Annotated in this window: 24 protein-coding genes; 22 read left to right on the forward strand and 2 right to left on the reverse strand. The window is 63.5% G+C overall.

Translation table 11 applies throughout. The features are described from left to right. Window positions 1–70: 70 nt before the first annotated feature. From M9955_24995 to M9955_25005, 3 genes are all read left to right on the forward strand, one after another. The gene (locus M9955_24995) at window positions 71–1,018 is read left to right on the forward strand and encodes an AEC family transporter (GenBank protein MCO5084906.1); all 948 of its coding nucleotides are present in this window, start codon (window positions 71–73) and stop codon (window positions 1,016–1,018) included. Between the two features lie 149 nt (window positions 1,019–1,167). Beyond that, window positions 1,168–2,625, forward strand: coding sequence for an NAD-dependent succinate-semialdehyde dehydrogenase (locus M9955_25000; protein MCO5084907.1), 1,458 nt, complete (start codon window positions 1,168–1,170; stop codon window positions 2,623–2,625). 20 nt (window positions 2,626–2,645) lie between these two features. Further along, a complete protein-coding gene (locus tag M9955_25005) occupies window positions 2,646–3,668 on the forward strand; it encodes a galactose mutarotase (protein ID MCO5084908.1) in 1,023 nt (340 codons plus the stop codon). 3 nt (window positions 3,669–3,671) lie between these two features. On the opposite strand, the gene putA is transcribed toward M9955_25005, so the two are convergent. Further along, complete coding sequence (putA, locus tag M9955_25010) at window positions 3,672–7,292, reverse strand: bifunctional proline dehydrogenase/L-glutamate gamma-semialdehyde dehydrogenase PutA (GenBank protein MCO5084909.1); 3,621 nt, start codon at window positions 7,290–7,292, stop codon at window positions 3,672–3,674. Window positions 7,293–7,457: 165 nt separating this feature from the next. On the opposite strand from putA, the gene M9955_25015 reads away from it, so the two are divergent. Continuing rightward, window positions 7,458–7,916, forward strand: a complete 459-nt coding sequence (locus M9955_25015; protein ID MCO5084910.1) for an Lrp/AsnC family transcriptional regulator — start codon at window positions 7,458–7,460, stop codon at window positions 7,914–7,916. A gap of 60 nt (window positions 7,917–7,976) precedes the next feature. Next, window positions 7,977–8,900, forward strand: a complete 924-nt coding sequence (locus tag M9955_25020; GenBank protein MCO5084911.1) for a sugar kinase — start codon at window positions 7,977–7,979, stop codon at window positions 8,898–8,900. A 36-nt stretch (window positions 8,901–8,936) separates the two neighbouring features. Here M9955_25020 and M9955_25025 read toward each other — a convergent pair whose 3' ends face one another. Next, entirely contained in the window at window positions 8,937–10,109 is a 1,173-nt protein-coding gene (locus M9955_25025; GenBank protein ID MCO5084912.1) for a winged helix-turn-helix domain-containing protein, read from the reverse strand. A gap of 415 nt (window positions 10,110–10,524) precedes the next feature. On the opposite strand from M9955_25025, the gene M9955_25030 reads away from it, so the two are divergent. The 17 genes from M9955_25030 (at window position 10,525) to M9955_25110 (ending at window position 25,653) form a co-directional block, all read left to right on the forward strand. Further along, window positions 10,525–10,890: an NADH-quinone oxidoreductase subunit A gene (locus M9955_25030; GenBank protein MCO5084913.1), complete on the forward strand. Its 366-nt coding sequence runs from the start codon at window positions 10,525–10,527 to the stop codon at window positions 10,888–10,890. After that, window positions 10,881–11,462, forward strand: a complete 582-nt coding sequence (locus M9955_25035; GenBank protein MCO5084914.1) for an NADH-quinone oxidoreductase subunit B — start codon at window positions 10,881–10,883, stop codon at window positions 11,460–11,462. The genes M9955_25030 and M9955_25035 overlap by 10 nt, the downstream gene beginning before the upstream one ends. Before the next feature lie 4 nt (window positions 11,463–11,466). Next, the gene (locus M9955_25040; protein ID MCO5084915.1) at window positions 11,467–12,072 is read left to right on the forward strand and encodes an NADH-quinone oxidoreductase subunit C; all 606 of its coding nucleotides are present in this window, start codon (window positions 11,467–11,469) and stop codon (window positions 12,070–12,072) included. Between the two features lie 6 nt (window positions 12,073–12,078). Continuing rightward, the gene (locus M9955_25045) at window positions 12,079–12,270 is read left to right on the forward strand and encodes a hypothetical protein (protein MCO5084916.1); all 192 of its coding nucleotides are present in this window, start codon (window positions 12,079–12,081) and stop codon (window positions 12,268–12,270) included. Between the two features lie 31 nt (window positions 12,271–12,301). Then, window positions 12,302–13,492: an NADH-quinone oxidoreductase subunit D gene (locus M9955_25050; GenBank protein MCO5084917.1), complete on the forward strand. Its 1,191-nt coding sequence runs from the start codon at window positions 12,302–12,304 to the stop codon at window positions 13,490–13,492. Window positions 13,493–13,550: 58 nt separating this feature from the next. Next, window positions 13,551–14,822 carry an NADH-quinone oxidoreductase subunit E gene (locus M9955_25055; GenBank protein ID MCO5084918.1) on the forward strand — a complete coding sequence of 424 codons (1,272 nt, stop codon included), beginning with the start codon at window positions 13,551–13,553 and terminating at the stop codon, window positions 14,820–14,822. Between the two features lie 9 nt (window positions 14,823–14,831). Further along, a complete protein-coding gene (nuoF, locus tag M9955_25060; protein ID MCO5084919.1) occupies window positions 14,832–16,136 on the forward strand; it encodes an NADH-quinone oxidoreductase subunit NuoF in 1,305 nt (434 codons plus the stop codon). Beyond that, the gene (locus tag M9955_25065; GenBank protein ID MCO5084920.1) at window positions 16,133–16,732 is read left to right on the forward strand and encodes an NADH-ubiquinone dehydrogenase; all 600 of its coding nucleotides are present in this window, start codon (window positions 16,133–16,135) and stop codon (window positions 16,730–16,732) included. The genes nuoF and M9955_25065 overlap by 4 nt, the downstream gene beginning before the upstream one ends. Beyond that, entirely contained in the window at window positions 16,729–17,052 is a 324-nt protein-coding gene (locus tag M9955_25070; GenBank protein MCO5084921.1) for a pentapeptide repeat-containing protein, read from the forward strand. Before M9955_25065 ends, M9955_25070 begins: the two co-directional genes overlap by 4 nt. Further along, window positions 17,052–19,133: an NADH-quinone oxidoreductase subunit NuoG gene (gene nuoG, locus M9955_25075; GenBank protein ID MCO5084922.1), complete on the forward strand. Its 2,082-nt coding sequence runs from the start codon at window positions 17,052–17,054 to the stop codon at window positions 19,131–19,133. Before M9955_25070 ends, nuoG begins: the two co-directional genes overlap by 1 nt. A 5-nt stretch (window positions 19,134–19,138) precedes the next feature. After that, complete coding sequence (nuoH, locus tag M9955_25080; GenBank protein ID MCO5084923.1) at window positions 19,139–20,182, forward strand: NADH-quinone oxidoreductase subunit NuoH; 1,044 nt, start codon at window positions 19,139–19,141, stop codon at window positions 20,180–20,182. A 73-nt stretch (window positions 20,183–20,255) separates the two neighbouring features. Continuing rightward, window positions 20,256–20,447, forward strand: coding sequence for a hypothetical protein (locus M9955_25085; protein MCO5084924.1), 192 nt, complete (start codon window positions 20,256–20,258; stop codon window positions 20,445–20,447). 3 nt (window positions 20,448–20,450) lie between these two features. Then, window positions 20,451–20,942, forward strand: coding sequence for an NADH-quinone oxidoreductase subunit NuoI (nuoI, locus tag M9955_25090; protein ID MCO5084925.1), 492 nt, complete (start codon window positions 20,451–20,453; stop codon window positions 20,940–20,942). Between the two features lie 167 nt (window positions 20,943–21,109). Then, window positions 21,110–21,730, forward strand: a complete 621-nt coding sequence (locus M9955_25095; protein MCO5084926.1) for an NADH-quinone oxidoreductase subunit J — start codon at window positions 21,110–21,112, stop codon at window positions 21,728–21,730. 2 nt (window positions 21,731–21,732) lie between these two features. Beyond that, a complete protein-coding gene (nuoK, locus tag M9955_25100; protein ID MCO5084927.1) occupies window positions 21,733–22,041 on the forward strand; it encodes an NADH-quinone oxidoreductase subunit NuoK in 309 nt (102 codons plus the stop codon). A 13-nt stretch (window positions 22,042–22,054) separates the two neighbouring features. Beyond that, window positions 22,055–24,151 carry an NADH-quinone oxidoreductase subunit L gene (nuoL, locus tag M9955_25105; protein MCO5084928.1) on the forward strand — a complete coding sequence of 699 codons (2,097 nt, stop codon included), beginning with the start codon at window positions 22,055–22,057 and terminating at the stop codon, window positions 24,149–24,151. Beyond that, complete coding sequence (locus M9955_25110; protein ID MCO5084929.1) at window positions 24,151–25,653, forward strand: NADH-quinone oxidoreductase subunit M; 1,503 nt, start codon at window positions 24,151–24,153, stop codon at window positions 25,651–25,653. Before nuoL ends, M9955_25110 begins: the two co-directional genes overlap by 1 nt. Window positions 25,654–25,666: the final 13 nt, after the last annotated feature.

Genomic DNA, 25,666 nt, shown 5'->3' on the forward strand with positions numbered 1-25,666 from the left:
CTGGTAAGTGCGCTCCGCGAAAAAATTGTGGCACGTTGCGCACGCGTCGGGCCTTGCCTATCACGGCACCATGTCAGCAGTCACCGAAACAACGCTCTACATTTTCGGTCTCATCGCCCTCGGCTACGTCTCCGGCGTCACGGGATATCTGAAGACGGAGGTGGGCGACGGGCTATCTGCCTTCGCCGTCCGGGTCGCATTGCCCCTGCTGCTGTTCAGCACGCTGACGCAGGCGGATTTCGCCGGTACGCCCTGGAAGCTCTGGCTCACCTATTTCAGCGCCGTCATCGTCGCCTGGACCGTAGGCCACCTGATCACGACGCGCGTGTTCGGACGCGACAGTCAGGCCGGCGTGGTCGGGGGCGTGTCCTCCGCCTTCTCCAATCTCGTGCTGCTCGGCACGCCGTTCATGCTCGGCGTATTCGGCCAGCCGGGTTTCGAACTCCTCTCGCTGCTGATCGCCATCCACCTGCCTATCATGCTCATGGCCTCTATGGTGCTGTTCGAAATCTACGGGCGCAAGGGCGGGGGGCAATTCGAACCGCTGCCGTTCCTGCGTTTTTTCCTCCTGCAACTGATCAGAAACCCGCTGGTTGTCGGCATTCTCTGCGGTCTCGCATGGCGGCTTTTCGCCCTGCCGCTGCCTTCGCTCGCGGCGCGCTTCGTCGATACGCTCGCGGGCATAGCCGCTCCCCTGGCACTGTTCGCGCTCGGGCTCGGCCTCAAGAAGTTCGGCATATCCGGCAATGTGCGGCCGGCGCTGGTGCTGTCCACCATCAAGCTGATGCTCATGCCGGCAGCGGCGCTGGCGGTGGCGTGGCTGTTGGACCTGCCGCCGCTCACGGCTCAAGTGGCGGTGGTCGCCGCCGGCCTGCCCTCGGGCGTCAATTCCTATCTGATCGCCGTGCAGTTCAACACGGGGCAGGCGCTGGCGTCCAACCAGATGACCATCGCAACCGCAGGCGCCGCCATCACCATGTCTTTCTGGGTGATGATCCTGCACTATCTGTACGGCTGAGGCTTTCGATTGGTCCAGATTGGTCCAGCCGATTGCTCGCGCTCCGTGGTCTGCGCTAAGAGCGGCGCCACCACGAACCGCGTGAGAACCGATCCTCTCATGCGCCTAGCGTGTCTCGCCAGCCCGAAGCAGAGTTCAAGAGGTCAAGGATGCTCCAGAAAACCAGTCACTACATGCGTCAGGCGAATCTGATCGGCGGCGAATGGGTGCAAGCCGATTCAGGCGCCACCATCGACGTCACGAACCCGGCGACGACGCTCAAGCTGGGCACCGTTCCGAAATCCGGCAAGGCGGAGACGCGCCGGGCGATCGAAGCCGCAGAAAAAGCCTTCCATACGTGGAAGAAGACCTCCGCGCTGGAACGCTCGAAGCTCCTGCGCAAGCTGCATGACCTGATCATGGAAAATCAGGATGCGCTGGCCGAATTGCTGACGATGGAGCAGGGCAAGTCGCTTACCGAGGCGAAAGGCGAGATCGGCAGCTCCGCCGCCTACGTGCTCTGGTTCGCCGAGGAGGCGCGCCGCACCTATGGCGACCTCGTGCCGTCGCCCTGGGCGGACCGGCGCGTTCTCGTCACCAAGGAGGCGACCGGTGTGGTCGCGGCGATTACGCCGTGGAATTTCCCGTCCTCCATGCTGTCGCGCAAGATCGCGCCGGCGCTGGCGGCCGGCTGCACGGCAGTCGTCAAGCCCGCCTCGCAGACGCCGTATTCGGGTCTTGCATGGGGCGCGCTCTGCGAGGAGGCGGGATTCCCGAAGGGTGTCGTCAACGTCGTTACGGGTTCGGCTGGCGAGATCGGCGACGAGCTTTGCACCAACCCGCTGGTCAAGAAGCTGACATTCACGGGTTCGACCGAGATCGGCAAGCTCCTGATGGCCAAGTGCGCCTCGACGGTGAAGAAGGTTTCGATGGAGCTCGGCGGCAACGCGCCGTTCATCGTCTTCGACGACGCCGACCTCGACCGGGCGGTGGAAGGCGCCATCACCGCCAAGTACCGCAATTCCGGCCAGACCTGTGTCTGCACCAACCGCTTCTTCGCGCAGGCAGGCATCTACGACAAGTTCGTGGAGAAGCTGGCTGCGGCGAGCGACAAGCTGAAGGTCGGTCCAGGCCTCGACGCCGGTACGCAGCAGGGACCGCTGATCGACCAGAATGCCGTCGAGAAGGTCGAGGAACTGATCGGCGACGCCACCGCCAAGGGTGGCAAGATTGTCACCGGCGGCAAGCGCCATGCGCTTGGAGGCTCCTTCTTCCAGCCGACGGTGATCGCCGGTGCGACTCCCGACATGCGGTTCATGAAGGAAGAGATCTTCGGCCCGGTCGCGCCGGTGTTCAAGTTCGAGACGGAGGAGGAAGTCGTCAAGCTTGCGAACGATACCGAGTTCGGGCTGGCTTCCTACTTCTACACCAGCGATCTCGGCCGCACCGTTCGCGTCATGGAAGGCCTGAAATATGGTATGGTGGGCGTCAACGAGGGATTGATAACGACCCCCGAAGCGCCGTTTGGCGGCGTTAAGGAATCGGGTCTCGGCCGCGAAGGCGGACATCAGGGGATCGAGGATTATCTCGATACCAAATATGTCTGCATCGGCGGTCTCGGCCTCTGAGGCAACAGAGACGAGGGCACATGGACGGTGAGGTTTTCGGTCGAACGCCGGAAGGCGAAACCGCCCAGCGCTTCCGCATCTCCGGCGGCGGTCTGACCGCCCATATCATCAGCCGGGGCGCAGCCGTGCAGGACCTGCGCCTCGCCGGTCATGAAGCGCCTCTGGTGCTCGGCTTCGAGAAACTGGGCGACTACATCCAGCACTCGCCCTATTTCGGCGCGACGGCGGGCCGTTATGCGAACCGCATCGCCAACGGCGCCTTCGTCATCGACGGCAGACATTGCCAGACCGACCGGAATTTCTTGGGCAAGCACACCTTGCACGGCGGCGCGCATGGATTCGGCACGCGCATCTGGGACGTCGCCTTGCACGGACCGGATTTCGTGACGCTGTCGCTGCACTCCGCCAACGGCGATATGGGTTTTCCCGGTGCGATGGACGTCACTTGCACCTACCGTCTGAAGATTCCCGGCACGCTCTCCGTGGAGTACACCGCAACCGCCGAGGAACCGACGCTCTGCAACCTGGCGCATCACTCCTACTTCAACCTGGATGACGGCGGCAGCGGCGACATTCTCGACCATGAGATGATGATCGCCGCGGGCGCTTATCTGCGTGTCGACGAGGAGATGATCCCGACCGGCGTTGTGCAGCCGGTCGACGGTACGGATTTCGACTTCCGCCGCGCCCGCTCGGTCCGGGCGGACGATGGCGGGGCTCAGCGCCTCTACGATCATAATTTCTGCCTGTCGGCCTCGCGCGGGCCATTGCGGCATGCGGCGCGTGCGCGTGGGGCACGCTCGGGCGTCTCGCTCGACCTCTGGACGACCGAGCCGGGCGTCCAGTTCTATTGCGGCGCTTATCTCAAGACAGACGGGCCAACGGGACTGGGCGGGCGCCGCTACCGTCCCTATTCAGGTTTCTGTCTCGAACCGCAGGTCTGGCCGGACTCCCCGAACCGACCTTATTTTCCGCAGGCCTTGCTGTGGCCCGGTGAGCGCTATCACCAGATCACCGAATACCGGTTCGGCCTGACGGACTGAGCGTCAAGCGGTAGCCAGCAAGCTTGCGTTGCCGCCGGCCGCCGTCGTGTCGACGCAGACCGCGCGCTCGTGGCAGTAGGCCGCGGGATAGATGGCTTCCGTGACCAGCGGCACGATCGGCCCCTTCTGGCGGGCGAGCGCCTTGCGGTAGGCGCGCAGCGTCGTTTCGCCCGCCGCACTGGCAACCGTGTCGACCGCGAGTTTCTGCAACTCGGCAGCACTCAGGGTTCCGTCTATCGCGGCAAGCGGCAAGCCCTTGCCCGTCAACGGCTGCAGTGCAGCCGACGCACCCGGAGCGACCGCCACGACCGTGTTGCCGGCAGCCAGCGCCTGGATCACCTGCGACAGCAATGTGCCGGCATCCGGCCCGACGGCCAGCACGCGACCGCGCGGCACGAGGGTGAGCGTGTTCGCCTCGCCGGTCGGGCCAGGAAGGTCGGTCGCGCCATATTCGAGCGCCGCAGCCGCGCCGATGGCGACAGCACCCTTGCCGCGCAGATGCTTCCGCAGGATGGAAATGCGGTCCGGCAGCGCTGCCCAGCCTTTCGCGGCGGCGCTCGGCATCTGCTCGGCGATGCGCGCCGCAGTCACGGCGTCCGCATCGGTATCCGGGGAGGAGACGGGGGCGGCTTCGACCGCGCGGCGGAAACGGCGCAAATAGTGCGGACCGCCGGCTTTTGGCCCTGTTCCGGACAGTCCTTCGCCGCCGAAGGGTTGCGAGCCGACGACAGCGCCGATCTGGTTGCGGTTCACATAGATGTTGCCGGCGTGGATGCCGTCCACGATGTGCTGCACGCGCGCCTCGATGCGCGTATGGAGGCCGAAGGTCAGCCCGTAACCCTTGCGGTTGATGGCGGCGATGACCGAATCGATCTCGTCCGCCTCGAAGGTCGCCACATGCAGCACGGGGCCGAAGATCTCGCGCTCCATCTCTTCGATGCCGCTGACACGAAAGACATGCGGCGCGACGAAGCGGCCGTCCTTAGGCGCGTCGAGCCTGGCGATAAGCTTGCCGGCCTTCTCCATCTTCTCGCAATAGGCGCGGATGGCGCCCTGCGCCTCCTCGTCGATCAGGGGGCCGACGTCGGTTGCGATCGACCACGGGTCGCCGACATTGAGCGCCTTCATCGCGCCTTCCAGCATTTCCAGCATCTTCTTCTCGACGTCCTTCTGGACGTAGAGGATGCGTAGCGCCGAACAGCGCTGGCCGGCGCTCTGGAAAGCGGAGGCGAGCACATCGCGGATCGCCTGTTCGGGCAGGGCGGTCGAATCAACGATCATTGCGTTCATGCCGCCGGTCTCGGCGATCAGCATGGCGTCGGGCGCGGCGCTCTCGGCGAGCTTCGCCTCGATCATTCGCGCGACTTCGGTCGACCCCGTGAAACAGACGCCCGCAATGCGCGAATCGGCGGTGAGCGGCGCACCCACGGAAGGGCCGTCGCCGGGCAGAAGTTGCAGCACGTCCCTCGGGACGCCTGCCTCATGCAGAAGTTCAACGGCGCGCGCTGCAATAAGAGGGGTCTGCTCGGCAGGCTTGGCGAGCACCGCGTTGCCGGTAACCAGCGCCGCCGCTATCTGGCCGGTGAAGATTGCCAGCGGAAAATTCCACGGCGATATGCAGACGATGACGCCCCGCGCCTCGGTTCCTGCCTCGGCATTCGGCGCCTCCAGCGCGTAATAGCGCAGGAAATCCACGGCTTCGCGGACTTCGGCGATGCCATCGGCAAGCGTCTTGCCTGCCTCGCGTGTCGCCAGTGTAAAGAACTCCACGGCATTCGCTTCATAGAGGTCGGCGGCCTTGCGCAGCATTGCGACCCGCTCCGGGACGGGTGTAGCGGCCCAGCCGGCCTGTGCGGCGACGGCAGCGCCAACAGCGGCAGCGACCGACGCGGCAGTCGCCTCGGAGACGGCTCCGACGACTTCGGACGGCTTTGCGGGATTGACGACCGGACGCGGCGCGGTCGCGGCACCGCCGGCCGTTGGCGCGGCTTGCCACTGTTTGCCGGCGAGTCCGGCCCTGGCCGTATCGATCGCGGCAAGCGTCACCGGATCGGTGATATCCCAGCCTTCGGAGTTCCTGCGATCGAGCCCGAAAATATCGGAAGGCTCTGGAATTGACGGATTCGCCGCCGGCCCCTGCGTTTCGATGGCGCTCAGCGGATCGCGTACGATGTCCTCGACGCGGACATCCGTATCGGTGATCTGATGGACGAAGGAAGAGTTGGCCCCGTTTTCCAGCAGACGCCGGACGAGGTAGGCCAGAAGATCCGAATGCGCGCCGACCGGCGCATAGATGCGGCAGCGCGTGCCCTCCTTGACCCGCACGGCTTCATGGAGCGCTTCGCCCATGCCATGCAGGCGCTGGAACTCGAACTTGCCCTTGTCTTGCGCCATCGCCAGCACGGCGGCCACGGTGTGCGCATTGTGCGTGGCGAATTGCGGGTAGATGCGGTCGGTCATCGACAGCAGCTTTCGCGCGCAGGCCAGGTAAGAGACGTCCGTGTTCGGCTTGCGGGTGAAGGCCGGATAACCCGGCAAGCCCATTGTCTGGGCCCGCTTGATCTCCGTGTCCCAATAGGCGCCTTTCACCAGCCGCACCATGATGCGCCGGTCGAGGCGCCTGGCCAGTTCGTAGAGCCAGTCGATGACGTAGGCGGCGCGCGGACCATAGGCCTGTACGACCACGCCGAAACCGTCCCAGTCGACCAACTCCGGTTCGGCCAGCACGCCGGCGATGACGTCGAGGGACAGGTCCAGACGATCGGCCTCTTCCGCATCGACATTCAGTCCCATGCGCGCGTAGCGCGCGGCCAGCGCCAGCGACCGCAGGCGGTCGATCATCACCGGCAGCATGGTTTCCTTCTGGGCGACCTCGTATCGAGGGTGAAGGGCGGACAGTTTCACCGAGATGCCGGGATTCTCGCGGATATCCGTGCCGGTCGAGCCGCTGTCGAGCGAGGAAATGGCATCCGCGTAGGCGCGGTGGTAACGCAGCGCGTCCGCCTCGGTCCGCGCGGCCTCGCCCAGCATGTCGAAGGAATAGAGATAGCCTTTGGAGGTCATCGGGCGGCCGCGCTTCACGGCTTCCGCGATGTTACGGCCGAGCACGAACTGCTCGCCCATCTCGCGCATGGCGGCCGAAACGGCGGTGCGGATGACGGGTTCGCCAAGCCGGCGGACCATGGCCCGCAGCGTTCCTTCGATGCCGCCTTCGCCCTCATCCAGAACGCGGCCGGTGAGCATCAGCGCCCAGGTCGAGGCGTTGACGAAAATGGAGCTCGATCCGCCGGAATGCGCGGACCAGTCATGCGGCGCGATCTTGTCGCGGATCAGCTCGTCGATCGTCTCGTTGTCCGGCACTCTGAGCAGGGCCTCGGCCAGACACATCAGCGCCACGCCTTCCTTTGTCGAAAGTCCATAGGCCGACAGGAAAACCTCCATCAGCCGCGGATCGGAGGATGCTCGGACGGCGCGCACGAGATCCGCTGCCCGCCGGACGATGGCCTCACGCTGTTCCGGGGTCAGTTCGGTGGCGGCGGCAAGCCGCGCCAAGGCCTGAGCTTCGTCGGGCAGGTAGTTTGCCCGCATCTCGCTACGAATCGCATCAAGTCGGTTCGACGGCATGGCAGTCCCTCGCTGCGCTGAGAGTGGTCCGGAACGGCGCGCGTCGCAAGCGGCCATCTTCCGCGTCGAATAGCATGCCCGCCAGATTATGGGTGGTCCAAAGATATTGTGGTTTCAGTGCATTTAGTCCATAAATTCTGCTTCTTGACGGCAATTTTCGCTATGATGAGCACGCAAACAGATCAACTGGACCGTTTCGATCGCTCCATCGTTCAGGCGCTGTCACGCGACGGCCGACTCTCCATGGCCGAGCTTGCCGGAAAGGTCGGTCTTTCCAAGACCCCGGTGCAGGCGCGTGTGAAGCGGCTGGAGGCGGAAGGGTATATCCGTGGCTACGCCGCGATCATCGATCGCGAGAAGATGGGGCAGGGGCATATCGCCTTCGTGCAGGTGAAGCTCTCGGACACGCGCTCGGCCGCGCTGGACGCGTTCAACCGTGCCGTCGTCGGTACGCCCGAGGTCGAACAGTGTCACATGATGGCGGCGAGCTTCGATTACCTGCTCAAGGTGCGGACGACTGACATTGCCGCCTATCGTCGGGTGCTCGGCGAAAAAATCTCGGCGCTGCCGCATGTCGCGCAGACATCGACCTTCGTGGTGATGGAGACGGTCAAGGACCGGTAGGCGACTGGCTATTTCGCGCGTCGCCGGATATGGCGTTGCCCGCAATCCTGCGGAGGTCACATGCGCAACAGTATCGCGTCGGTCGGCGAATGCATGCTGGAGCTTTCGGGCACGGGCGAGGGGGCGTGGCGGCTGGGCTATGCCGGCGATACGTTCAATACGTTGTGGACGCTCAGGGCGCTGGTCGATGCCGGTCAGCCGACCGATTACGTCAGCGCGTTCGGCGACGACCCGTTTTCCGAGCAGCAGATCGCCTTCTTCAAGGAAAGCGGCATCGGCATCGCCTCCAGTCCGCGTCTCAAGGGCGCGAGGCCGGGAATTTACGCGATCACGCTGAGCGGCGCAGAGCGATCCTTTACCTATTGGCGTAACGACGCGGCGGCACGAGAACTGGCGTCCGATCCGGCCGCGCTTGCTGCGAGTCTCGAAGGCCGGGCGCTCGTCTATTTCTCCGGCGTCACGCTGGCGATTCTGGAGCCTGAGGCGCGTGCCGCGCTGATATCGGCTCTCTCGACGGCGCGTTCGGCCGGTAGTCTCATCGCCTTCGACCCAAATTATCGTCCCCGGCTGTGGCAATCCGCCGATGCTGCGCGACAAGCGTTCGATGAAGCGCTCCCGGTTGCCGATATTGCCTTGCCGACGTTCCCGGACGAAGAGTTGCTCTATGGCGACCGCGATCTTCAGGCGACCGCGGCACGTCTGCTGAAAGCGAGCGTCGGCGAAGCCGCGATCAAGAATGGCGATCAGCCGGCGCTGATCGCAACCGCGGAAGGCTCGACAAGCGTGCCGGGGATCACCGTGAGCGCGATCGACACGACCGGCGCGGGCGATTCCTTCAATGGCGCCTATCTTGCTGCACGGCTCAAGGGTGAGCCTCCGGTCGAGGCTGCGAAGCGGGCTCATCGCGTGGCTGCGGCTGTGGTGCAGGTACGTGGCGCGCTCGCGCCCTTCGAGACGCTGCGGCAGGCTTTTTTACAGGAATGAGGCAGTACGCACGGGTATATTCCCGATGCGCCGCGCTCAGAATTGCCGCGCGAGCGCCGGACCCAGATCGCCAGCCGGTGTGATTTCGATGCGTTCGAGACCCAGCCACTGCTGCAACAGCTTCAATTCTTCCGCCAGTTGCGCGGCCGTATCGAAAGGCGCATTTTCTTCGGCGAATGCGGCATGGACGCGCAGAACGCCTGCCGGGCGATCTGCCTTGGCGTCGATGCGGGCGACGAGCGCCTCGTTCAGCAGGAACGGCAGCACATAATAGCCATGCTGGCGCTTTTCTGCCGGCGTGTAGATCTCGATGCGGTAGCGGAAGTCGAAAAGCCTCTCGGCGCGGGTACGCTCGAAGACCAGCGGGTCGAAGGGCGTGAGCAGAGCTCGCGTCTCGACCCGGCGCGGCGCCTTTGCATCCTTGTGGACATAGACCTGCTGGTGGCCCCAGCCCTTCACTTCGATCGGGTTGATCTCGCCCGCCTCCACGAGTTCGGGGATATGCGCCTTGGCCGCTTCCGGCGACTGGCGAAAATAGTCGCGCAGGCAGGCGGCGGTGCCGATGCCAAGCGACCTCGCGGCAATGCGCAGAAGCTCTCGCTGGGCGTCGGCTTCCGAAGGCGCCGGCCGCGCCAGAATATCCTTCGGGATGACCCGTTCCGGCAGGTCGTATAGTCGCTCGAAGCCGCGGCGCGATGCGGTCGTGATCTTGCCTGCCCAGAACAGCCATTCGAAGGCGTGCTTGGCTTCGCTCCAGCCCCACCAGCCGCCTGTTCCCTTGTGGCCCTCGATATCCGACGCGGCGACAGGACCGCGCGTCCTCACCTCCTGCAGTATCTCTTCGATGAACGCCCGACGTTCGCGCCCGAATGCCGCGATGCCCTTGTAGATGCCTTCGCCGCGTTCGGCGCGCTGCATGCGCCATTGCATGAGAGGCCAGGTCTCCATCGGCAGAAAGGACGCCTCATGCGCCCAGTATTCGAACAGACGGCGCGGCTTCTTCGATGCTGCTTCTTCCAGCATCTGCATCGGGTAGGGTCCGAGTCGCGAGAAGAGCGGCATATAATGCGCGCGCACAACCGCGCTGACGGAGTCTATCTGCAAGAGGCCGAGACGGTTCACAGTGCTGTTGAACTGGCGCCGTCCGACAGGTCCCTGAAGTCTACCAGCGCCGAAGCCCTGCGCCGCCAGCGCAATCCGCCGTGCCATCGTGACCGGGATCTTCTCTCGCTTCAGCGGCACGATGGCTTCTGTCCCTGCGGTTTTGGCTCAATACAATCAGCGGCTTGCCGGCAGCCGGAGTTCTCTCTCATCTCTCGACGAGACACGTTCGCGACGCAACCGGCAACCCGAAAATCTCCTGACAGTTTTGGACAGTTGCGCCTTCCGCAACGGTACGCGTGGGTGCCTGAAAACTGGAGTAAAATAGTAAAGAAATCAAAGCGCAAGCCTCGGTCAATTCTGGCGTGGAAGTGTCAGCTTGGGCTTGCTTAGACCCCGGCGCTGCGCTAACCCTCGCCGCGTTGCAACATGACTTTTCGACGGGTCGGCGGTTAATCTGTCGCGGTGCCGCTGGGCGGCTCGGTGCTATAATCCAGCGACCAGGTCGAAACGAGGCTTCGCGATGAACGAGCTTTTGAGTTCTTACCTGCCGGTCGTGATCTTCATCGCGGTGGCGATGGTGGTCGGACTGGCCCTGATCGTCGCTCCTTTCCTCGTCGCCTACCGGAATCCGGACCCCGAGAAACTCTCGGCCTATGAGTGCGGTTTCAACGCCTTCGATGATGCGCGCATGAAGTTCGACGTGCGTTTTTACCTGGTGTCGATCCTGTTCATCATCTTCGATCTCGAGGTCGCCTTCCTGTTCCCGTGGGCGGTATCCTTCGGCGAGATCGGCCTGTTCGGCTTCTGGTCGATGATGGTGTTCCTGGGCGTGCTCACCGTCGGCTTCATCTATGAATGGAAGAAAGGAGCGCTGGAATGGGATTGAACGACGCTTCCGCCACGCTCGTCGCGCCGCGCCCCAAAGGCATTCTCGATCCGAGGACGGGAAAACGCTTCGGCGAGGGCGATGCCTTTTTCGGAGAGATCAACAACGAACTCGCCGACAAGGGTTTTCTGGTCACGTCTTCGGAGGCGCTGATCACCTGGGCCCGCAGCGGCTCGTTGATGTTCATGACTTTCGGCCTCGCCTGCTGCGCGGTCGAGATGATCCATACCTCCATGCCGCGCTACGACAGCGAGCGCTTCGGCGTCGCCCCGCGCGCCTCGCCGCGCCAGTCCGACATCATGATCGTCGCGGGCACGCTCACGAACAAGATGGCGCCGGCGCTCCGCAAGGTCTACGACCAGATGCCGGAGCCCCGCTACGTCATCTCCATGGGCTCCTGCGCCAATGGCGGCGGCTACTACCACTACTCCTACTCGGTGGTGCGCGGCTGCGACCGGGTCGTGCCGGTCGACATCTACATTCCCGGCTGTCCGCCCACGGCCGAAGCGCTGCTTTACGGCATTCTTCTCCTGCAGAAGAAGATCCGTCGCACCGGCACGATCGAGCGGTGAGGATATGAGCGAAGCCCTTACCGACCTCGCTGCCTATCTCGGCGAAAAGCTCGGCGCAAAGATCGCGGATTCGGTCGTCGCCTACGGCGAACTGACCGTGACGACCGAGCCGCAGGACCTGATCGACGTGCTGTCGTTCCTGAAGCGGGACGTGCAGTGCCAGTTCGTCTCGTTCATCGACATTTCCGGTGCCGACTATCCGTCGCGCGAGCGGCGTTTTGACGTGGTTTATCATCTTTTGTCGCCGCACCAGAACCAGCGCATCCGCGTCAAGGTGCTGGCCGACGAGGAGACGATCATTCCCTCTGCGACCGCGATTTTCCCCGGCGCGGACTGGTATGAGCGCGAGACCTACGATCTCTACGGCGTGCTGTTCTCGGGTCATCCCGATCTTCGCCGCATCCTCACCGATTACGGCTTCGAGGGTCATCCGCTGCGTAAGGATTTCCCGCTCACAGGCTTCGTCGAGGTGCGCTACGACGACGAAGTGAAGAGGGTCGTCTACGAGCCGGTCGAACTGAAGCAGGAGTTCCGCAATTTCGATTTCCTGTCGCCCTGGGAAGGTACTGATTACGTGCTGCCGGGCGACGAGAAAGCGAAACAGGGATGACAGCCGATGCCACGGATCCTCGCTGCAATCGTCATCCTGATCATCTTCATCGGGCTGACGGTGTTTGCATTCCGGATGATCTCGCGGACGCTTCGAGGCGGCAGCGAGAAGGTCGGCAAGATTCTGGCCGCGATCATCATCGCGGCGGCGGCGTACGTACTGTTCGGGCAGGGTTTCCTGTTCGGCTATCTGGACTGAAGGGCGCGCTGGACGCCGAGAGCACGTTGCAATGACTGAGCACAACGTCCGCAACTTCAACATCAATTTCGGGCCGCAGCACCCGGCGGCGCATGGCGTGCTGCGCCTCGTGCTCGAACTCGACGGCGAGGTCGTGGACCGTGTCGATCCGCATATCGGCCTCCTGCACCGCGGCACCGAAAAGCTGATCGAGGCCAAGACCTACCTGCAGGCCATACCTTATTTCGACCGGCTCGATTATTGCGCGCCGATGAATCAGGAGCACGCGTTCGCGCTCGCGGTCGAGCGCCTGTTGGGCATCGACGTGCCAAAGCGCGGCCAACTGATCCGCGTGCTCTACGCCGAAATCGGCCGCATCATGAGCCATATCCTCAACGTCACCACGCAGGCCATGGATGTCGGCGCGCTGACGCCGCCTCTCTGGGGCTTTGTCGACCGCGAGAAACTGATGGTCTTCTACGAGCGTGCGAGCGGTTCGCGCATGCATGCGGCCTATTTCCGTCCCGGTGGCGTCCATCAGGACCTGCCCGACCAACTGGTCGAAGATATCGGCAAGTGGATTCCGGGTTTCCTCAAGACGCTGGACGACCTTGACGACCTGCTGACGCCAAACCGCATCTTCAAGCAGCGCAACGTCGACATCGGCGTCGTTTCGCTGGAAGACGCATGGGCGTGGGGCTTTTCAGGCGTGATGGTGCGCGGATCGGGCGCGGCGTGGGATCTGCGCAAGTCGCAACCCTACGAATGCTATCCCGAAATGGAGTTCGACGTTCCGATCGGCAAGAACGGCGACTGCTTCGACCGCTACCTGATCCGCATGGAGGAGATGCGCCAGTCGGCGCGGATCATGCAGCAATGCGTCGACCGGCTGCTTGGCAAGGACAAGATCGGCCCGGTTTCCAATCTCGACGGCAAGGTCGTGCCGCCGAAGCGCGGCGCGATGAAGCGGTCGATGGAAGCGCTGATCCATCATTTCAAGCTTTACACCGAAGGCTATCGGGTTCCGGCCGGCGAGGTTTATGCCGCTGTCGAGGCGCCGAAGGGCGAATTCGGCGTCTATCTGGTCTCGGACGGCACCAACAAGCCCTATCGCTGCAAGCTGCGTGCGCCCGGTTTCGCACATCTGCAGGCAATGGATTTTCTCTGCCGCGGACATCTTCTGGCCGACGTCAGCGCCGTTCTCGGCTCGCTCGATATCGTCTTCGGGGAGGTAGACCGATGAGGATGCTTCCCGAGTTCATGATGCAATGCCGCAAGCCGGTACGCTAAGGTTTTTCTGAATGTCCGTACGTCGTCTCGCCGAGCCAGCCGTTCAGCCAGCCGCCTTCGCCTTCACCGGCAAGATGGTGGATGAGGTGCAGCGCTGGATCGCGAAATATCCGAAGGGCCGCGAGCAATCGGCCATTATCCCGCTGCTGATGCTGGCCCAGGAGCAGGAAGGCTGGGTCACGCGCGCCGCGATCGAGTCGATCGCCGACATGCTCGGCATGCCTTACATCCGCGCGCTGGAAGTCGCGACATTCTATACGCAGTTCCAGTTGCACCCGGTGGGCACGAAGGCGCATGTGCAGGTGTGCGGCACGACGCCATGCATGCTTCGCGGCGCGGAAGACCTCATCAACCTCTGCAAGTCGAAGATCCATCCGGAACCTTTCCATACGAATGCCGACGGCACCCTGTCGTGGGAAGAGGTCGAATGCCTCGGCGCGTGCGTGAACGCGCCGATGGTCATGATCTTCAAGGACACCTATGAGGATTTGACGCCCGAGCGTCTTGCCGAGATCATCGATGCGTTCGAAGCCGGGAAGGGCGCCGACGTGCCGGTCGGGCCGCAGAACGGGCGCTCCCTATCGGCGCCCATCTCCGGGTTGACGTCGCTCCGCGACGAAAAGGCTGTGCTCAAGTCCACGCGCGATCGGGAAGCCAAAGCCGCTGCCGCCGCGGAAGCCGCGAAGCCCGCCGAAGGCGCGAGCGTGCCGCCCTCAAAGGCGGCGAAACCCACGACATACGCCGCCGAAACCAACGGCACGTTGAAATCGCCTTCCCCGGTCAAGGTCGACGCGAAAGTGGAGACGGCGGCCAGCGTGAAGCCGCCGGCGCACAATGCCGCTAAGGCGAACAGGACGGAACCGGCTGTCGAGGAAGTTTCTAAACAGCGCGTCGCCGCGAAGTCGCAAGGCGAGCCGGCCGCCTTCGTCTCGCCGGAAGCGCTGAAGGGCGAGCCGGTTGGCGCGACCGGCAAGAAGATGAAGACGGAAAAGCCGTCGCTGGATGACAAGAGCCGGCCTGCCGGTATCGAGCGTCCCGCCAAGCCCGATGATTTGCAACTCATCTCCGGCGTCGGCCCGAAAATCGAGGGCACGCTGCATTCGCTGGGCATCTTTACCTTTGCGCAGATCGCCGCCTGGAAGAAGGCCGAGCGCGAATGGGTCGACGGGTACCTGAATTTCCGGGGCCGGATCGAGCGCGAGGACTGGGTCAAACAGGCCAAGGCGCTCGCCAAGGGCGGCGTGGACGGATATGTCCGTGTCTTTGGCAAGAAGCCGGTTTGAGGTCGCGATATGCTGCAGGACAAAGACCGTATCTTCACCAATATCTACGGCCAGTTCGACAGGTCGCTGAAGGGCGCCGAGGCGCGCGGCATCTGGGACGACACCAAGGGCCTGCTCGACAAGGGCCGCGACTGGATCGTCAACGAGATGAAGGCGTCGGGGCTGCGCGGCCGTGGCGGCGCCGGCTTCCCGACAGGTCTCAAATGGTCGTTCATGCCGAAGCAGAGCGACGGCCGGCCGAGCTATCTCGTCGTCAATGCCGACGAGTCGGAGCCCGGAACCTGCAAGGATCGCGACATCTTGCGGCACGATCCTCATACACTGGTTGAGGGTTGTCTGGTGGCCGGCTTCGCCATGGGGGCGATCGCGGCCTACATTTATGTGCGCGGCGAGTTCATCCGCGAGCGCGAGGCGCTGCAGCGGGCGATCGACGAGGCGTATGCCGCCCGTCTGATCGGCAAGGACAACATCAACGGCTACGATTTCGACGTCTACATGCACCATGGCGCAGGGGCCTATATCTGCGGCGAGGAGACGGCGCTGCTGGAAAGCCTCGAGGGCAAGAAGGGTCAGCCGCGGCTGAAGCCTCCTTTCCCGGCGAATATGGGTCTTTATGGCTGTCCGACGACGGTCAACAATGTCGAGTCGATCGCGGTCGCGCCGACCATTTTGCGGCGCGGCGCCGCGTGGTTCTCATCCTTCGGCCGGCCGAACAATGCCGGCACGAAGCTTTTCTGCATCTCCGGACATGTCAACACGCCTTGCACCGTCGAAGAGGCGATGTCGATCCCGTTCCGCGAGCTGATCGAGAAGCACTGCGGCGGCGTCCGCGGGGGCTGGGATAATCTGCTTGCCGTCATTCCCGGCGGCGCCTCGGTGCCGTTGGTGCCGGCCGAGCAGATCATGGATACGCCGATGGATTTCGACGCGCTGCGCGACCTGAAGTCCGGTCTCGGTACGGCGGCCGTGATCGTGATGGACAAGTCCACCGACATCGTGAAGGCGATCGCGCGTCTTTCCTATTTCTACAAGCATGAGAGCTGCGGCCAATGCACGCCGTGCCGCGAGGGCACCGGCTGGATGTGGCGGGTCATGGAGCGGCTGGTGCGTGGCGAGGCGCAGAAGCGCGAGATCGACATGCTTCTGGATGTGACCAAGCAGGTCGAAGGTCATACGATCTGCGCGCTTGGGGACGCCGCAGCATGGCCGATCCAGGGCCTGATGCGCCATTTCCGTGGTGAAGTGGAACGTCGGATCGACGAATTCTCCCGCAACGCGCATCGCGCCGAGCCGGTACTGGTGGCGGCCGAATGAAGAAAACCCTCACATCGCTTGTGCCGGAGGCCTCTCAACTGGCCAATCTGATGGCGCATCCGGCGGCGGGCGCCATGGCGCTCTCGGCGCTTGGCTTCGGCGTGGCGAGCCAGGCCGTCGGCCACTGGATGGGTGTCATGGCGATGGCGGCGGACGCGTCGCAGCGCTTCTGGGCGCCGTTGATGGAAGCCGGGCAGGGCGGTTCCGTCGCGGTCAAGCGCTCGCTGGTTCAGAATGTAGCCACAACGAACGTGGCGCCTGCCGAACCGCGCGGCAATGTGGTCATGCTGCGGAAGCCGGATCGCGGCAACATAGCGGATACTGCCCCTGGCGAGACGGCAGTTGCAGTAGAGGTCGGCGCGGTGTTGATAGCCGACGATCTCAAGGCCATTTCGGGGATCGGACCGAAGATGGAGCAAGTGCTGAACGGTCTCGGCGTGCGGACATATGCGCAGATCGCGGCTTGGGACGATGCGGTCGTCGCGCGGATCGAGGACGCCGTCGGCTTCAAGGGCCGCATCGAGCGTGACGGCTGGATCGCGCAGGCAGCGGCGCTGAGCGGCGGCGCAAAGATCGCGACGGGTCGGGACGCATGAGCGGAACGATGGAAATCCACGACAAGCGCGACGTGCTGGATGTGAAGAACGCCTCGGTGGCGAATTCGCGGTTCGACGACGTCAACCTGTCGAACACGCATTTCCGCAATGTAAATCTGTCGGCCGCGGCGTTCGAGCAGGTGCTGCTCAGCAATGCGCGCGTCGCCGACGCAAACGTTTCGGGCGCTCTGTTCTCGAATGTGAACATGAGCAACGTGAAGATCGAGAATGCGCAGGTGGCGGGCATGACGATCAATGGCGTCGCCGTCCGTGATCTGTTCGAGGCATACGAGACGGCGAAATCCGCCGGGGGCAACTGATGGCTAAGCTCAAGGTCGACGGGAAAGAGATCGAGGTACCCGACCACTACACGCTGCTGCAGGCGGCGGAGGAGGCGGGTGCCGAAGTTCCGCGTTTCTGCTTTCACGAGCGACTGTCGATCGCCGGCAACTGCCGGATGTGCCTTGTCGAGGTGAAGGGCGGTCCGCCCAAGCCGCAGGCTTCCTGCGCCATGGGCGTGCGTGACCTGCGCCCCGGCCCGAATGGCGAACTGCCGGAAATGTTCACCAACACGCCGATGGTCAAGAAGGCCCGCGAAGGCGTGATGGAGTTCCTGCTCATCAACCATCCGCTCGATTGCCCGATCTGCGATCAGGGCGGCGAGTGCGATTTGCAGGATCAGGCAATGGCTTTCGGTCTCGACGGCTCCCGTTACAAGGAGAACAAGCGCGCGGTCGAGGACAAGTATATCGGCCCGCTGGTGAAGACGATCATGACGCGCTGCATCCATTGCACGCGCTGCGTCCGCTTCACCACGGAAGTCGCCGGCATTTCGGAGCTTGGCCTGATAGGCCGCGGCGAGGATGCCGAGATCACGACCTATCTCGAGCAGGCGATGACGTCCGAGCTTCAGGGCAATGTGGTCGACCTCTGCCCGGTCGGCGCGCTGACGTCCCGGCCTTACGCCTTCCAGGCGCGTCCGTGGGAACTGACCAAGACCGAATCGATCGACGTCATGGACGCGGTCGGCTCGGCGATCCGCGTCGACACGCGAGGCCGCGAGGTGATGCGCATCCTGCCGCGCGTCAACGAGCAGGTGAACGAGGAGTGGATCTCCGACAAGACACGCTACATCTGGGACGGATTGCGCTCGCAGCGCCTCGACCGGCCGTATGTGCGCAGGAACGGCCGCCTGACGCCGTCAAGCTGGGCTGAAGCCTTTGGCGCCATCAAGGACGCGGTGTCACGGACGTCGTCCGAGAAGATCGGCGCGATTGCCGGCGATCTGGCCGCCGTCGAAGAAATGTACGCGCTGAAGCTTCTGATGCAGTCGCTGGGCGCCGCCAGCATCGACTGCCGGCAGGACGGCGCAGCGCTCGATCCGTCGCTCGGTCGCGCGAGCTACGTCTTCAATCCGACCATCGAGGGCATCGAGCAGGCGGACGCCGTGCTGATCATCGGCGCCAACCCGCGCTATGAGGCCTCGGTGCTCAACGCCCGCATCCGCAAGCGCTGGCGGCTGGGCAATCTGCCGGTCGGCGTCATCGGCGAGATCGGCGACACGCGCTACAGCTACGAAAAGCTGGGCGCGGGTGCTGAAACTTTGAGGGATCTGGCGGACGGCAATGGCTCGTTCTTCGCAACGCTGCAGGATGCGAGGAAGCCGCTGATCATCGTAGGGCAGGGCGCATTGGCGCGGCCGGACGGCGCGGCGGTGCTCGGTCTCGCGGCAAAGCTCGCGCAGGCGGTCGACGCGGTTTCCGAAGACTGGAACGGCTTTGCGGTGCTACATACGGCGGCTTCGCGTGTCGGCGCGCTGGACATCGGCTTCGTGCCGGGCGAGGGCTGCAAGAACGTCGCCGATATGCTCGGCGCGAGCGACGTGCTCTTCCTGCTGGGCGCTGATGAACTGGACCTGTCGAACGCGGCGAACGCCTTCGTCGTCTATATCGGCACGCATGGCGATGCGGGGGCTCACCGCGCCGACGTCATCCTGCCGGGCGCGGCCTACACGGAAAAGTCAGGCACCTATGTCAACACCGAGGGTCGGGTGCAGATGACCAGCCGCGCCGGCTTCGGTCCCGGCGATGCCCGCGAGGACTGGGCGATCCTGCGCGCTCTCTCCGACGTGCTCGGCAAGCGTCTGCCGTTCGATTCCCTTGGCGCGCTACGGGCGAAGCTCTACGCCGACCATCCGCATTTCGCCGCCATCGATCAGGTCGCGCCGGCCGATGCGGAAGGCGTTGCCAACGCGGCGAAGCTCGTCGGCCGTGTCGGCGGCGGAGCCTTTGTCTCGGCCGTGGCCGACTTCTACATGACCAATCCGATCGCCCGCGCATCGGCGGTGATGGCCGAGTGTTCGGCTCTCGCCAAGGGCGGCTTCAAGCAGGCAGCCGAGTAGGAACCATGGAAGACTTCTTCTCCATTTACGTCCTGCCGGCGCTGATCATCCTGCTGCAGTCGGTCGTGCTGATCGTCGTTCTCCTGATCGGCGTCGCCTATCTGCTCTATGCCGACCGCAAGATCTGGGCGGCCGTGCAGTTGCGCCGCGGCCCGAACGTGGTCGGCCCGTGGGGTACTCTGCAGGCCTTCGCCGATCTGTTGAAGTTCGTGTTCAAGGAGCCGGTCATCCCGTCCGGCGCCAACAAGGGCGTGTTCCTTCTGGCTCCGCTTGTGGCTGCCGTTCTCGCCATATCAGCCTGGGCGGTCATCCCGGTGAGCGAAGGCTGGGCGATCGCCAACATCAATGTCGGCATCCTCTATGTCTTCGCAATCTCGTCGCTGGAAGTCTACGGCGTCATCATGGGCGGCTGGGCGTCGAACTCCAAATATCCGTTCTTGGGCGCGCTCCGCTCGGCGGCGCAGATGGTGTCCTACGAAGTCTCCATCGGCTTCGTCATCGTCACCGTGCTGCTCTGCGTCGGGTCGCTGAATCTCTCCGACATCGTGTTGTCGCAGCAGGACGGCATCGGCACGCGTCTTGGCCTGCCGAACACGCTGCTCGACTGGCATTGGCTCGGCCTGTTCCCGATGTTCATCGTGTTCTTCATCTCGGCGCTGGCCGAGACGAACCGCCCGCCCTTCGATCTGGTCGAGGCCGAATCGGAACTCGTCGCCGGCCACATGATCGAGTATTCGTCGACGCCGTTCCTGCTCTTCTTCCTCGGCGAGTATGTGGCGATCGTGCTGATGTGCGCGCTCACCACCATCCTCTTCCTCGGCGGGTGGCTGCCGCCCTTCGACTTTGCGCCCTTCACCTGGGTGCCGGGCGTCATCTGGTTCGTGCTGAAGGTGTGCCTGGTGTTCTTCATGTTCGCCATGGTGAAGGCCTTCGTGCCGCGCTACCGCTACGACCAGCTCATGCGCCTCGGCTGGAAGGTTTTTCTGCCGCTGTCGCTGGCGATGGTCGTCATCACCGCCGCCTTCCTCAAACTCACGGGGTGGGCGTGATGTCGGTCAGGATTCCCGGATTGGTTCCCGGCATTGCTTGGCGCGTCTGGCCGAGCTTGTTTGGAGAAGGATGATGAGCGGTTTCCAGATCGGCGCCATCATCGGTCTTGCGCTTGGCCTTGTCGGCTTCTTCGCGATGCGGGCGCTGGCTCGCCGCGTCGAGCTTGAGGAGACAAAGACCGCCCTGGAGATGGCCTCGATCGTCGACCTCGTACTGTTTCCGGTCCTCGGCGCTTTTGCCGGCGGACTTGCATCTGGAGATTAACCCATGTCAGCGCTAGCCCAGGCCGCCAAGTCGCTGCTGCTCAAGGAATTCGCCGCCGCGTTCGTGCTGTCGATGCGGCAGTTCTTCGCGCCGAAGGAGACGATCAACTACCCGCACGAGAAGGGGCCGCTCAGCCCGCGCTTCCGTGGCGAGCACGCGTTGCGGCGCTACCCCAACGGCGAGGAGCGCTGCATCGCCTGCAAGCTCTGCGAGGCGATCTGCCCGGCGCAGGCCATCACCATCGAAGCCGGCCCGCGCCGCAACGACGGCACGCGGCGCACCGTGCGCTACGACATCGACATGGTGAAGTGCATCTATTGCGGCTTCTGCCAGGAGGCGTGCCCGGTGGACGCCATCGTGGAAGGGCCGAATTTCGAGTTCGCGACGGAAACGCGCGAGGAACTCTACTACGACAAGGAAAAGCTTCTGGCGAACGGCGACCGGTGGGAGCGCGAGATCGCGCGCAACATCGCTCTGGATGCGCCGTATCGCTGACAATTGACGCATGGACTGGGCCGAGGGGCTCGTCTAAAGCATCGGGCCGAAAGCGGGCTTGCTCCCGTTCCTGTCCGCTGCGGAACACTGGGACAGACCGGCGGCGACCGAAGGCTGCCGGACGGACGGGCGCAAGCCCTGTACGGAAAGGATGATCGGGGGACCCGATGCTGAGTGGACTAGGGGCGATATTCTTCTATCTGTTCGCCTTCATTGCGATCGCGGCGGCCTTCATGGTCATTTCCGCGCGCAACCCCGTGCATTCCGTGCTCTACCTGATCCTGACCTTCTTCAACGCCGCTGCGCTCTTCCTGCTGACGGGCGCGGAGTTCCTGGCGATGATCCTGCTGGTCGTCTATGTCGGCGCGGTGGCGGTGCTGTTCCTCTTCGTCGTCATGATGCTCGACGTCGACTTTGCCGAGTTGAAGCGTGGCGCATTGCAATATGCGCCAGTGGGCGCGCTGGTGGGCATCATCCTCGCGGCCGAGCTGATCGTGGTTCTCGGCGGCTATGCCTTTTCGCCCGAACTCGCCTCCACGGTGGCCTTGCCGACCCCTGACATCGCGACGCGTTCCAATACGGCGGCGCTCGGGGACATTCTCTACACGCAGTATGTCTTCTACTTCCAGATCGCGGGCATGGTGCTGCTGGTCGCCATGATCGGCGCGATCGTACTGACGCTACGTCACAAGGCGGGTGTGAAGCGGCAGGATGTTTCCGTGCAGGTCGCGCGCGTACCGGCGACCTCCATCGAGATCAAGAAAGTCGAGACGGGGAAGGGGATCTGACGATGATTGTCAGCATCGCGCATTATCTGACCGTTTCGGCGATTCTTTTTACGCTCGGCGTGTTCGGCATCTTTCTGAACCGCAAGAACATCATCGTCATCCTGATGTCGATCGAGCTTATCCTGCTGGCCGTGAACATCAATTTCGTCGCCTTCTCGGCGGCGCTGGGCGATCTGGTCGGGCAGGTCTTCGCGCTCTTCGTGCTGACGGTCGCCGCCGCCGAGGCCGCGATCGGTCTAGCGATCCTCGTCGTCTTCTTCCGCAACCGCGGTTCTATCGCGGTGGAAGACGTGAACATGATGAAGGGCTGACGGTCCAATTATGCTGTACCATCTGATCGTCTTTCTTCCTCTTGTCGGCTTCCTGATCGCCGGCCTTTTCGGCTCGCAGATCGGCGCCAAGGCTTCGGAATACGTCACGTCCGGCCTGCTGGTCGTCTCGGCGGTGCTGTCGTGGTACGCCTTCATCACCGTCGGGCTCGGCGACGTCGAAGCCTTCAACGTGCCGGTGCTGACCTTCATCCAGTCCGGCGCGCTGTCCGCCAACTGGGAGTTCCGCATCGATACGCTGACGGTGGTCATGCTGATCGTCGTCAACACGGTCTCGGCGTTGGTCCACATTTATTCCATCGGCTACATGCATCACGATCCGCACCGGCCGCGCTTCTTCGCCTATCTGTCGCTCTTCACCTTCGCCATGCTGATGCTGGTGACGTCGAACAACCTCGTTCAGATGTTCTTCGGCTGGGAGGGCGTCGGCCTCGCGTCGTATCTGCTGATCGGTTTCTGGTACAAGAAGCCTTCGGCAAGCGCCGCCGCCATCAAGGCTTTCGTCGTCAACCGCGTCGGCGATTTCGGCTTCGTGCTCGGCATCTTCGGCGTGTTCATGCTGTTCGGCTCGGTGAATCTCGACACCGTGTTCGCCAATGCCGCGAATTATCTGCCGGCGGAGGTGCATGGCGAGGCGTCGACCGGGGCGGCCGCTGGCGATCATGCGGCGCCATCGACCGAGGCGGCCTCTCCTGCAATCGAGCAACCCGCTGCCGAGGCGGGCCATGGTGCCGAAGCCACCGCGGCGCCGGGCGAGACTGTCCTCGACTTCCTGGGCTATGCACTGGACAAATCCGCGGCGCTGACCGTGGTCTGCCTGCTGCTCTTCATGGGCGCGATGGGCAAGTCGGCGCAGGTGCCGCTGCACACATGGCTTCCGGATGCGATGGAGGGCCCGACGCCCGTTTCGGCGCTCATCCACGCCGCCACCATGGTGACGGCCGGCGTCTTCATGCTGGCCCGGCTTTCGCCGATCTTCGAGCACTCGCACACGGCGCTGACGGTCGTCACCATCATCGGCGCGATCACGGCTTTCTTCGCCGCGACGGTCGGTCTGGTGCAGAACGACATCAAACGCGTCATCGCCTATTCGACGTGTTCGCAGCTCGGTTACATGTTCGTGGCGCTCGGCATGGGCTTTTATTCCGCTGCCATTTTCCATCTGTTCACGCACGCCTTCTTCAAGGCGCTGCTGTTCCTCGGTTCCGGCTCTGTCATCCATGCCGTTTCGGACGAACAGGACATGCGCAAGATGGGCGGTCTGCGGAAGCTGATCCCTCAGACCTACTGGATGATGGTGATCGGCACGCTGGCGCTCACCGGCGTCGGTATTCCAACCATTATCGGTACAGCGGGCTATTATTCGAAGGATGCCATCATCGAGGGCGCCTTTGTCGGGCATAACGCCTTCGCAGGGGTCGCCTTCGCGCTGCTGGTGGTCGCGGCCTGCTTCACCAGCTTCTACTCATGGCGGCTGATCTTCATGACGTTCCACGGCAAGCCGAGGGCGACCGCCGATGTCATGCACCATGTGCACGAATCGCCGCCGGTCATGCTGGTGCCGCTCTATATTCTGGCGGTGGGCGCGCTTCTTGCCGGTATCGTCTTCCAGCATTTCTTCATTGGCGAAGGATATGCGGAATTCTGGAAGGGCGCGCTGTTCACGGCGGAGAACAACCACATCCTTCACGATTTCCACGGCGTGCCGCTATGGGTGAAGCTGTCGCCGTTCATCGCGATGCTGGTCGGCTTCCTGCTCTCCTACCAGTTCTACATCCGCTCACCGGAGACGCCCGGCCGGCTCGCCGCGCAGCATCACGGGCTCTACCAGTTCCTGCTGAACAAGTGGTACTTCGACGAGCTCTACGACTTCCTGTTCGTGCGGCCCGCCATGTGGCTCGGGCGCTTCCTGTGGAAGAAGGGCGACGGTTTCGTCATCGACGGGTTCGGCCCTGACGGCATTTCCGCGCGCGTGGTCGACGTGACCAACCGCGTCGTGAAGCTGCAGACGGGTTATCTCTATCACTATGCCTTCGTCATGCTGATCGGCGTCGCCGCGCTGGTCACCTGGATGATGCTCGGGGGTCACTGATGTCGGGCGTGCCTATCCTTTCGCTCGTAACCTTCCTGCCCCTGGCAGGCGCGCTGCTCATCCTGTTCATCAAGGACGAGGGCGAGAGCGCGCGGCGCAACATCCGCGCCGTCACGCTCTGGACGACAATGCTTACCTTCCTGGTGTCGCTCTTTGTCTGGACGGGGTTCGACAACGCCAATCCGGGCTTCCAGTTCGTCGAGAAGACGGAATGGCTGGATTCCGGCATCTCCTATCACATGGGTGTCGACGGCATTTCCATGCTGTTCGTCATTCTCACCACCTTCCTGATGCCTCTCTGCATATTGGCGTCTTGGGGTTCGGTCGAGAAGCGCGTCAAGGAATACATGATCGCGTTTCTCATTCTGGAGACGCTGATGATCGGCGTCTTCTGCGCGCTCGACATCGTCCTCTTCTACGTTTTCTTCGAGGCCGGCCTGATCCCGATGTTCATCATCATCGGCGTCTGGGGCGGCAAGCGGCGCGTGTATGCCTCGTTCAAGTTCTTCCTCTACACGCTGCTCGGCTCGGTGCTGATGCTGCTGGCCATCATGGCAATGTACTGGACGGCCGGCACAACCGACATCCCGACGCTGCTCGTCCATGACTTCCCGGCGGAGATGCAGACATGGCTATGGCTGGCCTTCTTCGCGTCCTTCGCGGTGAAGATGCCGATGTGGCCGGTGCATACCTGGTTGCCGGACGCGCACGTCGAGGCCCCGACGGCGGGCTCGGTGATCCTGGCGGGCATCCTGCTGAAGATGGGCGGCTACGGCTTCCTGCGCTTCTCGCTGCCGATGTTCCCGGACGCCTCCCTTTACTTCCAACCCTTCGTCTTCACCCTGTCCGTGGTCGCGATCATCTACACGTCGCTGGTCGCGCTGATGCAGGAGGACATGAAGAAGCTGATCGCCTATTCGTCGGTCGCCCATATGGGCTACGTGACCATGGGCATCTTCGCGCTGAACGTCGAGGGCATTCAGGGCGCGATCTTCCAGATGCTCTCCCATGGCCTCGTGTCGGGCGCGCTGTTCCTCTGCGTCGGCGTTATCTACGACCGCATGCACACCCGCGAGATCGCCGCCTATGGCGGGCTCGTGAACAATATGCCGAAATACGCCGTGGCGTTCCTGATCTTCACCATGGCCAATGTCGGCCTGCCGGGCACCAGCGGTTTCGTCGGAGAATTCCTGACGCTGATGGGCGTGTTTGAGGTCAACACCTGGGTGGCGTTGTTCGCGGCGACAGGCGTCATCCTATCGGCCGCCTATGCGCTGTGGCTCTACCGCCGCGTGATCTTCGGCGCGCTGACAAAGGAGAGCCTCAAGGGTCTTCTGGATCTCAGCACCCGCGAGAAACTCGTGCTCTACCCGCTGATCGTGCTGGTAATCTTCTACGGCGTCTATCCGCTGCCGGTGTTCGATGCGACCGCCGCGTCGGTCGACGCGCTGGTCAAGCATGTGGCCGAGTCGGTCGCCACGCAGACCGCCGCCGCGAATTGAGAGAGACTCGACC

Source organism: Rhizobiaceae bacterium, assembly GCA_023953845.1.
Classification (GTDB): Bacteria; Pseudomonadota; Alphaproteobacteria; order Rhizobiales; family Rhizobiaceae; genus Arvimicrobium.

Excerpts from the sequence above, each read along its gene's own strand:
- M9955_24995 (MCO5084906.1), top strand. The coding sequence starts at position 71 with ATGTCAGCAGTCACCGAAACAACGCTCTACATTTTCGGTCTCATCGCC.
- M9955_25000 (MCO5084907.1), top strand. The coding sequence starts at position 1,168 with ATGCTCCAGAAAACCAGTCACTACATGCGTCAGGCGAATCTGATCGGC.
- M9955_25005 (MCO5084908.1), top strand. The coding sequence starts at position 2,646 with ATGGACGGTGAGGTTTTCGGTCGAACGCCGGAAGGCGAAACCGCCCAG.
- putA (MCO5084909.1), bottom strand. The coding sequence starts at position 7,292 with ATGCCGTCGAACCGACTTGATGCGATTCGTAGCGAGATGCGGGCAAAC.
- M9955_25015 (MCO5084910.1), top strand. The coding sequence starts at position 7,458 with ATGAGCACGCAAACAGATCAACTGGACCGTTTCGATCGCTCCATCGTT.
- M9955_25020 (MCO5084911.1), top strand. The coding sequence starts at position 7,977 with ATGCGCAACAGTATCGCGTCGGTCGGCGAATGCATGCTGGAGCTTTCG.
- M9955_25025 (MCO5084912.1), bottom strand. The coding sequence starts at position 10,109 with ATGGCACGGCGGATTGCGCTGGCGGCGCAGGGCTTCGGCGCTGGTAGA.
- M9955_25030 (MCO5084913.1), top strand. The coding sequence starts at position 10,525 with ATGAACGAGCTTTTGAGTTCTTACCTGCCGGTCGTGATCTTCATCGCG.
- M9955_25035 (MCO5084914.1), top strand. The coding sequence starts at position 10,881 with ATGGGATTGAACGACGCTTCCGCCACGCTCGTCGCGCCGCGCCCCAAA.
- M9955_25040 (MCO5084915.1), top strand. The coding sequence starts at position 11,467 with ATGAGCGAAGCCCTTACCGACCTCGCTGCCTATCTCGGCGAAAAGCTC.
- M9955_25045 (MCO5084916.1), top strand. The coding sequence starts at position 12,079 with ATGCCACGGATCCTCGCTGCAATCGTCATCCTGATCATCTTCATCGGG.
- M9955_25050 (MCO5084917.1), top strand. The coding sequence starts at position 12,302 with ATGACTGAGCACAACGTCCGCAACTTCAACATCAATTTCGGGCCGCAG.
- M9955_25055 (MCO5084918.1), top strand. The coding sequence starts at position 13,551 with ATGTCCGTACGTCGTCTCGCCGAGCCAGCCGTTCAGCCAGCCGCCTTC.
- nuoF (MCO5084919.1), top strand. The coding sequence starts at position 14,832 with ATGCTGCAGGACAAAGACCGTATCTTCACCAATATCTACGGCCAGTTC.
- M9955_25065 (MCO5084920.1), top strand. The coding sequence starts at position 16,133 with ATGAAGAAAACCCTCACATCGCTTGTGCCGGAGGCCTCTCAACTGGCC.
- M9955_25070 (MCO5084921.1), top strand. The coding sequence starts at position 16,729 with ATGAGCGGAACGATGGAAATCCACGACAAGCGCGACGTGCTGGATGTG.
- nuoG (MCO5084922.1), top strand. The coding sequence starts at position 17,052 with ATGGCTAAGCTCAAGGTCGACGGGAAAGAGATCGAGGTACCCGACCAC.
- nuoH (MCO5084923.1), top strand. The coding sequence starts at position 19,139 with ATGGAAGACTTCTTCTCCATTTACGTCCTGCCGGCGCTGATCATCCTG.
- M9955_25085 (MCO5084924.1), top strand. The coding sequence starts at position 20,256 with ATGAGCGGTTTCCAGATCGGCGCCATCATCGGTCTTGCGCTTGGCCTT.
- nuoI (MCO5084925.1), top strand. The coding sequence starts at position 20,451 with ATGTCAGCGCTAGCCCAGGCCGCCAAGTCGCTGCTGCTCAAGGAATTC.
- M9955_25095 (MCO5084926.1), top strand. The coding sequence starts at position 21,110 with ATGCTGAGTGGACTAGGGGCGATATTCTTCTATCTGTTCGCCTTCATT.
- nuoK (MCO5084927.1), top strand. The coding sequence starts at position 21,733 with ATGATTGTCAGCATCGCGCATTATCTGACCGTTTCGGCGATTCTTTTT.
- M9955_25110 (MCO5084929.1), top strand. The coding sequence starts at position 24,151 with ATGTCGGGCGTGCCTATCCTTTCGCTCGTAACCTTCCTGCCCCTGGCA.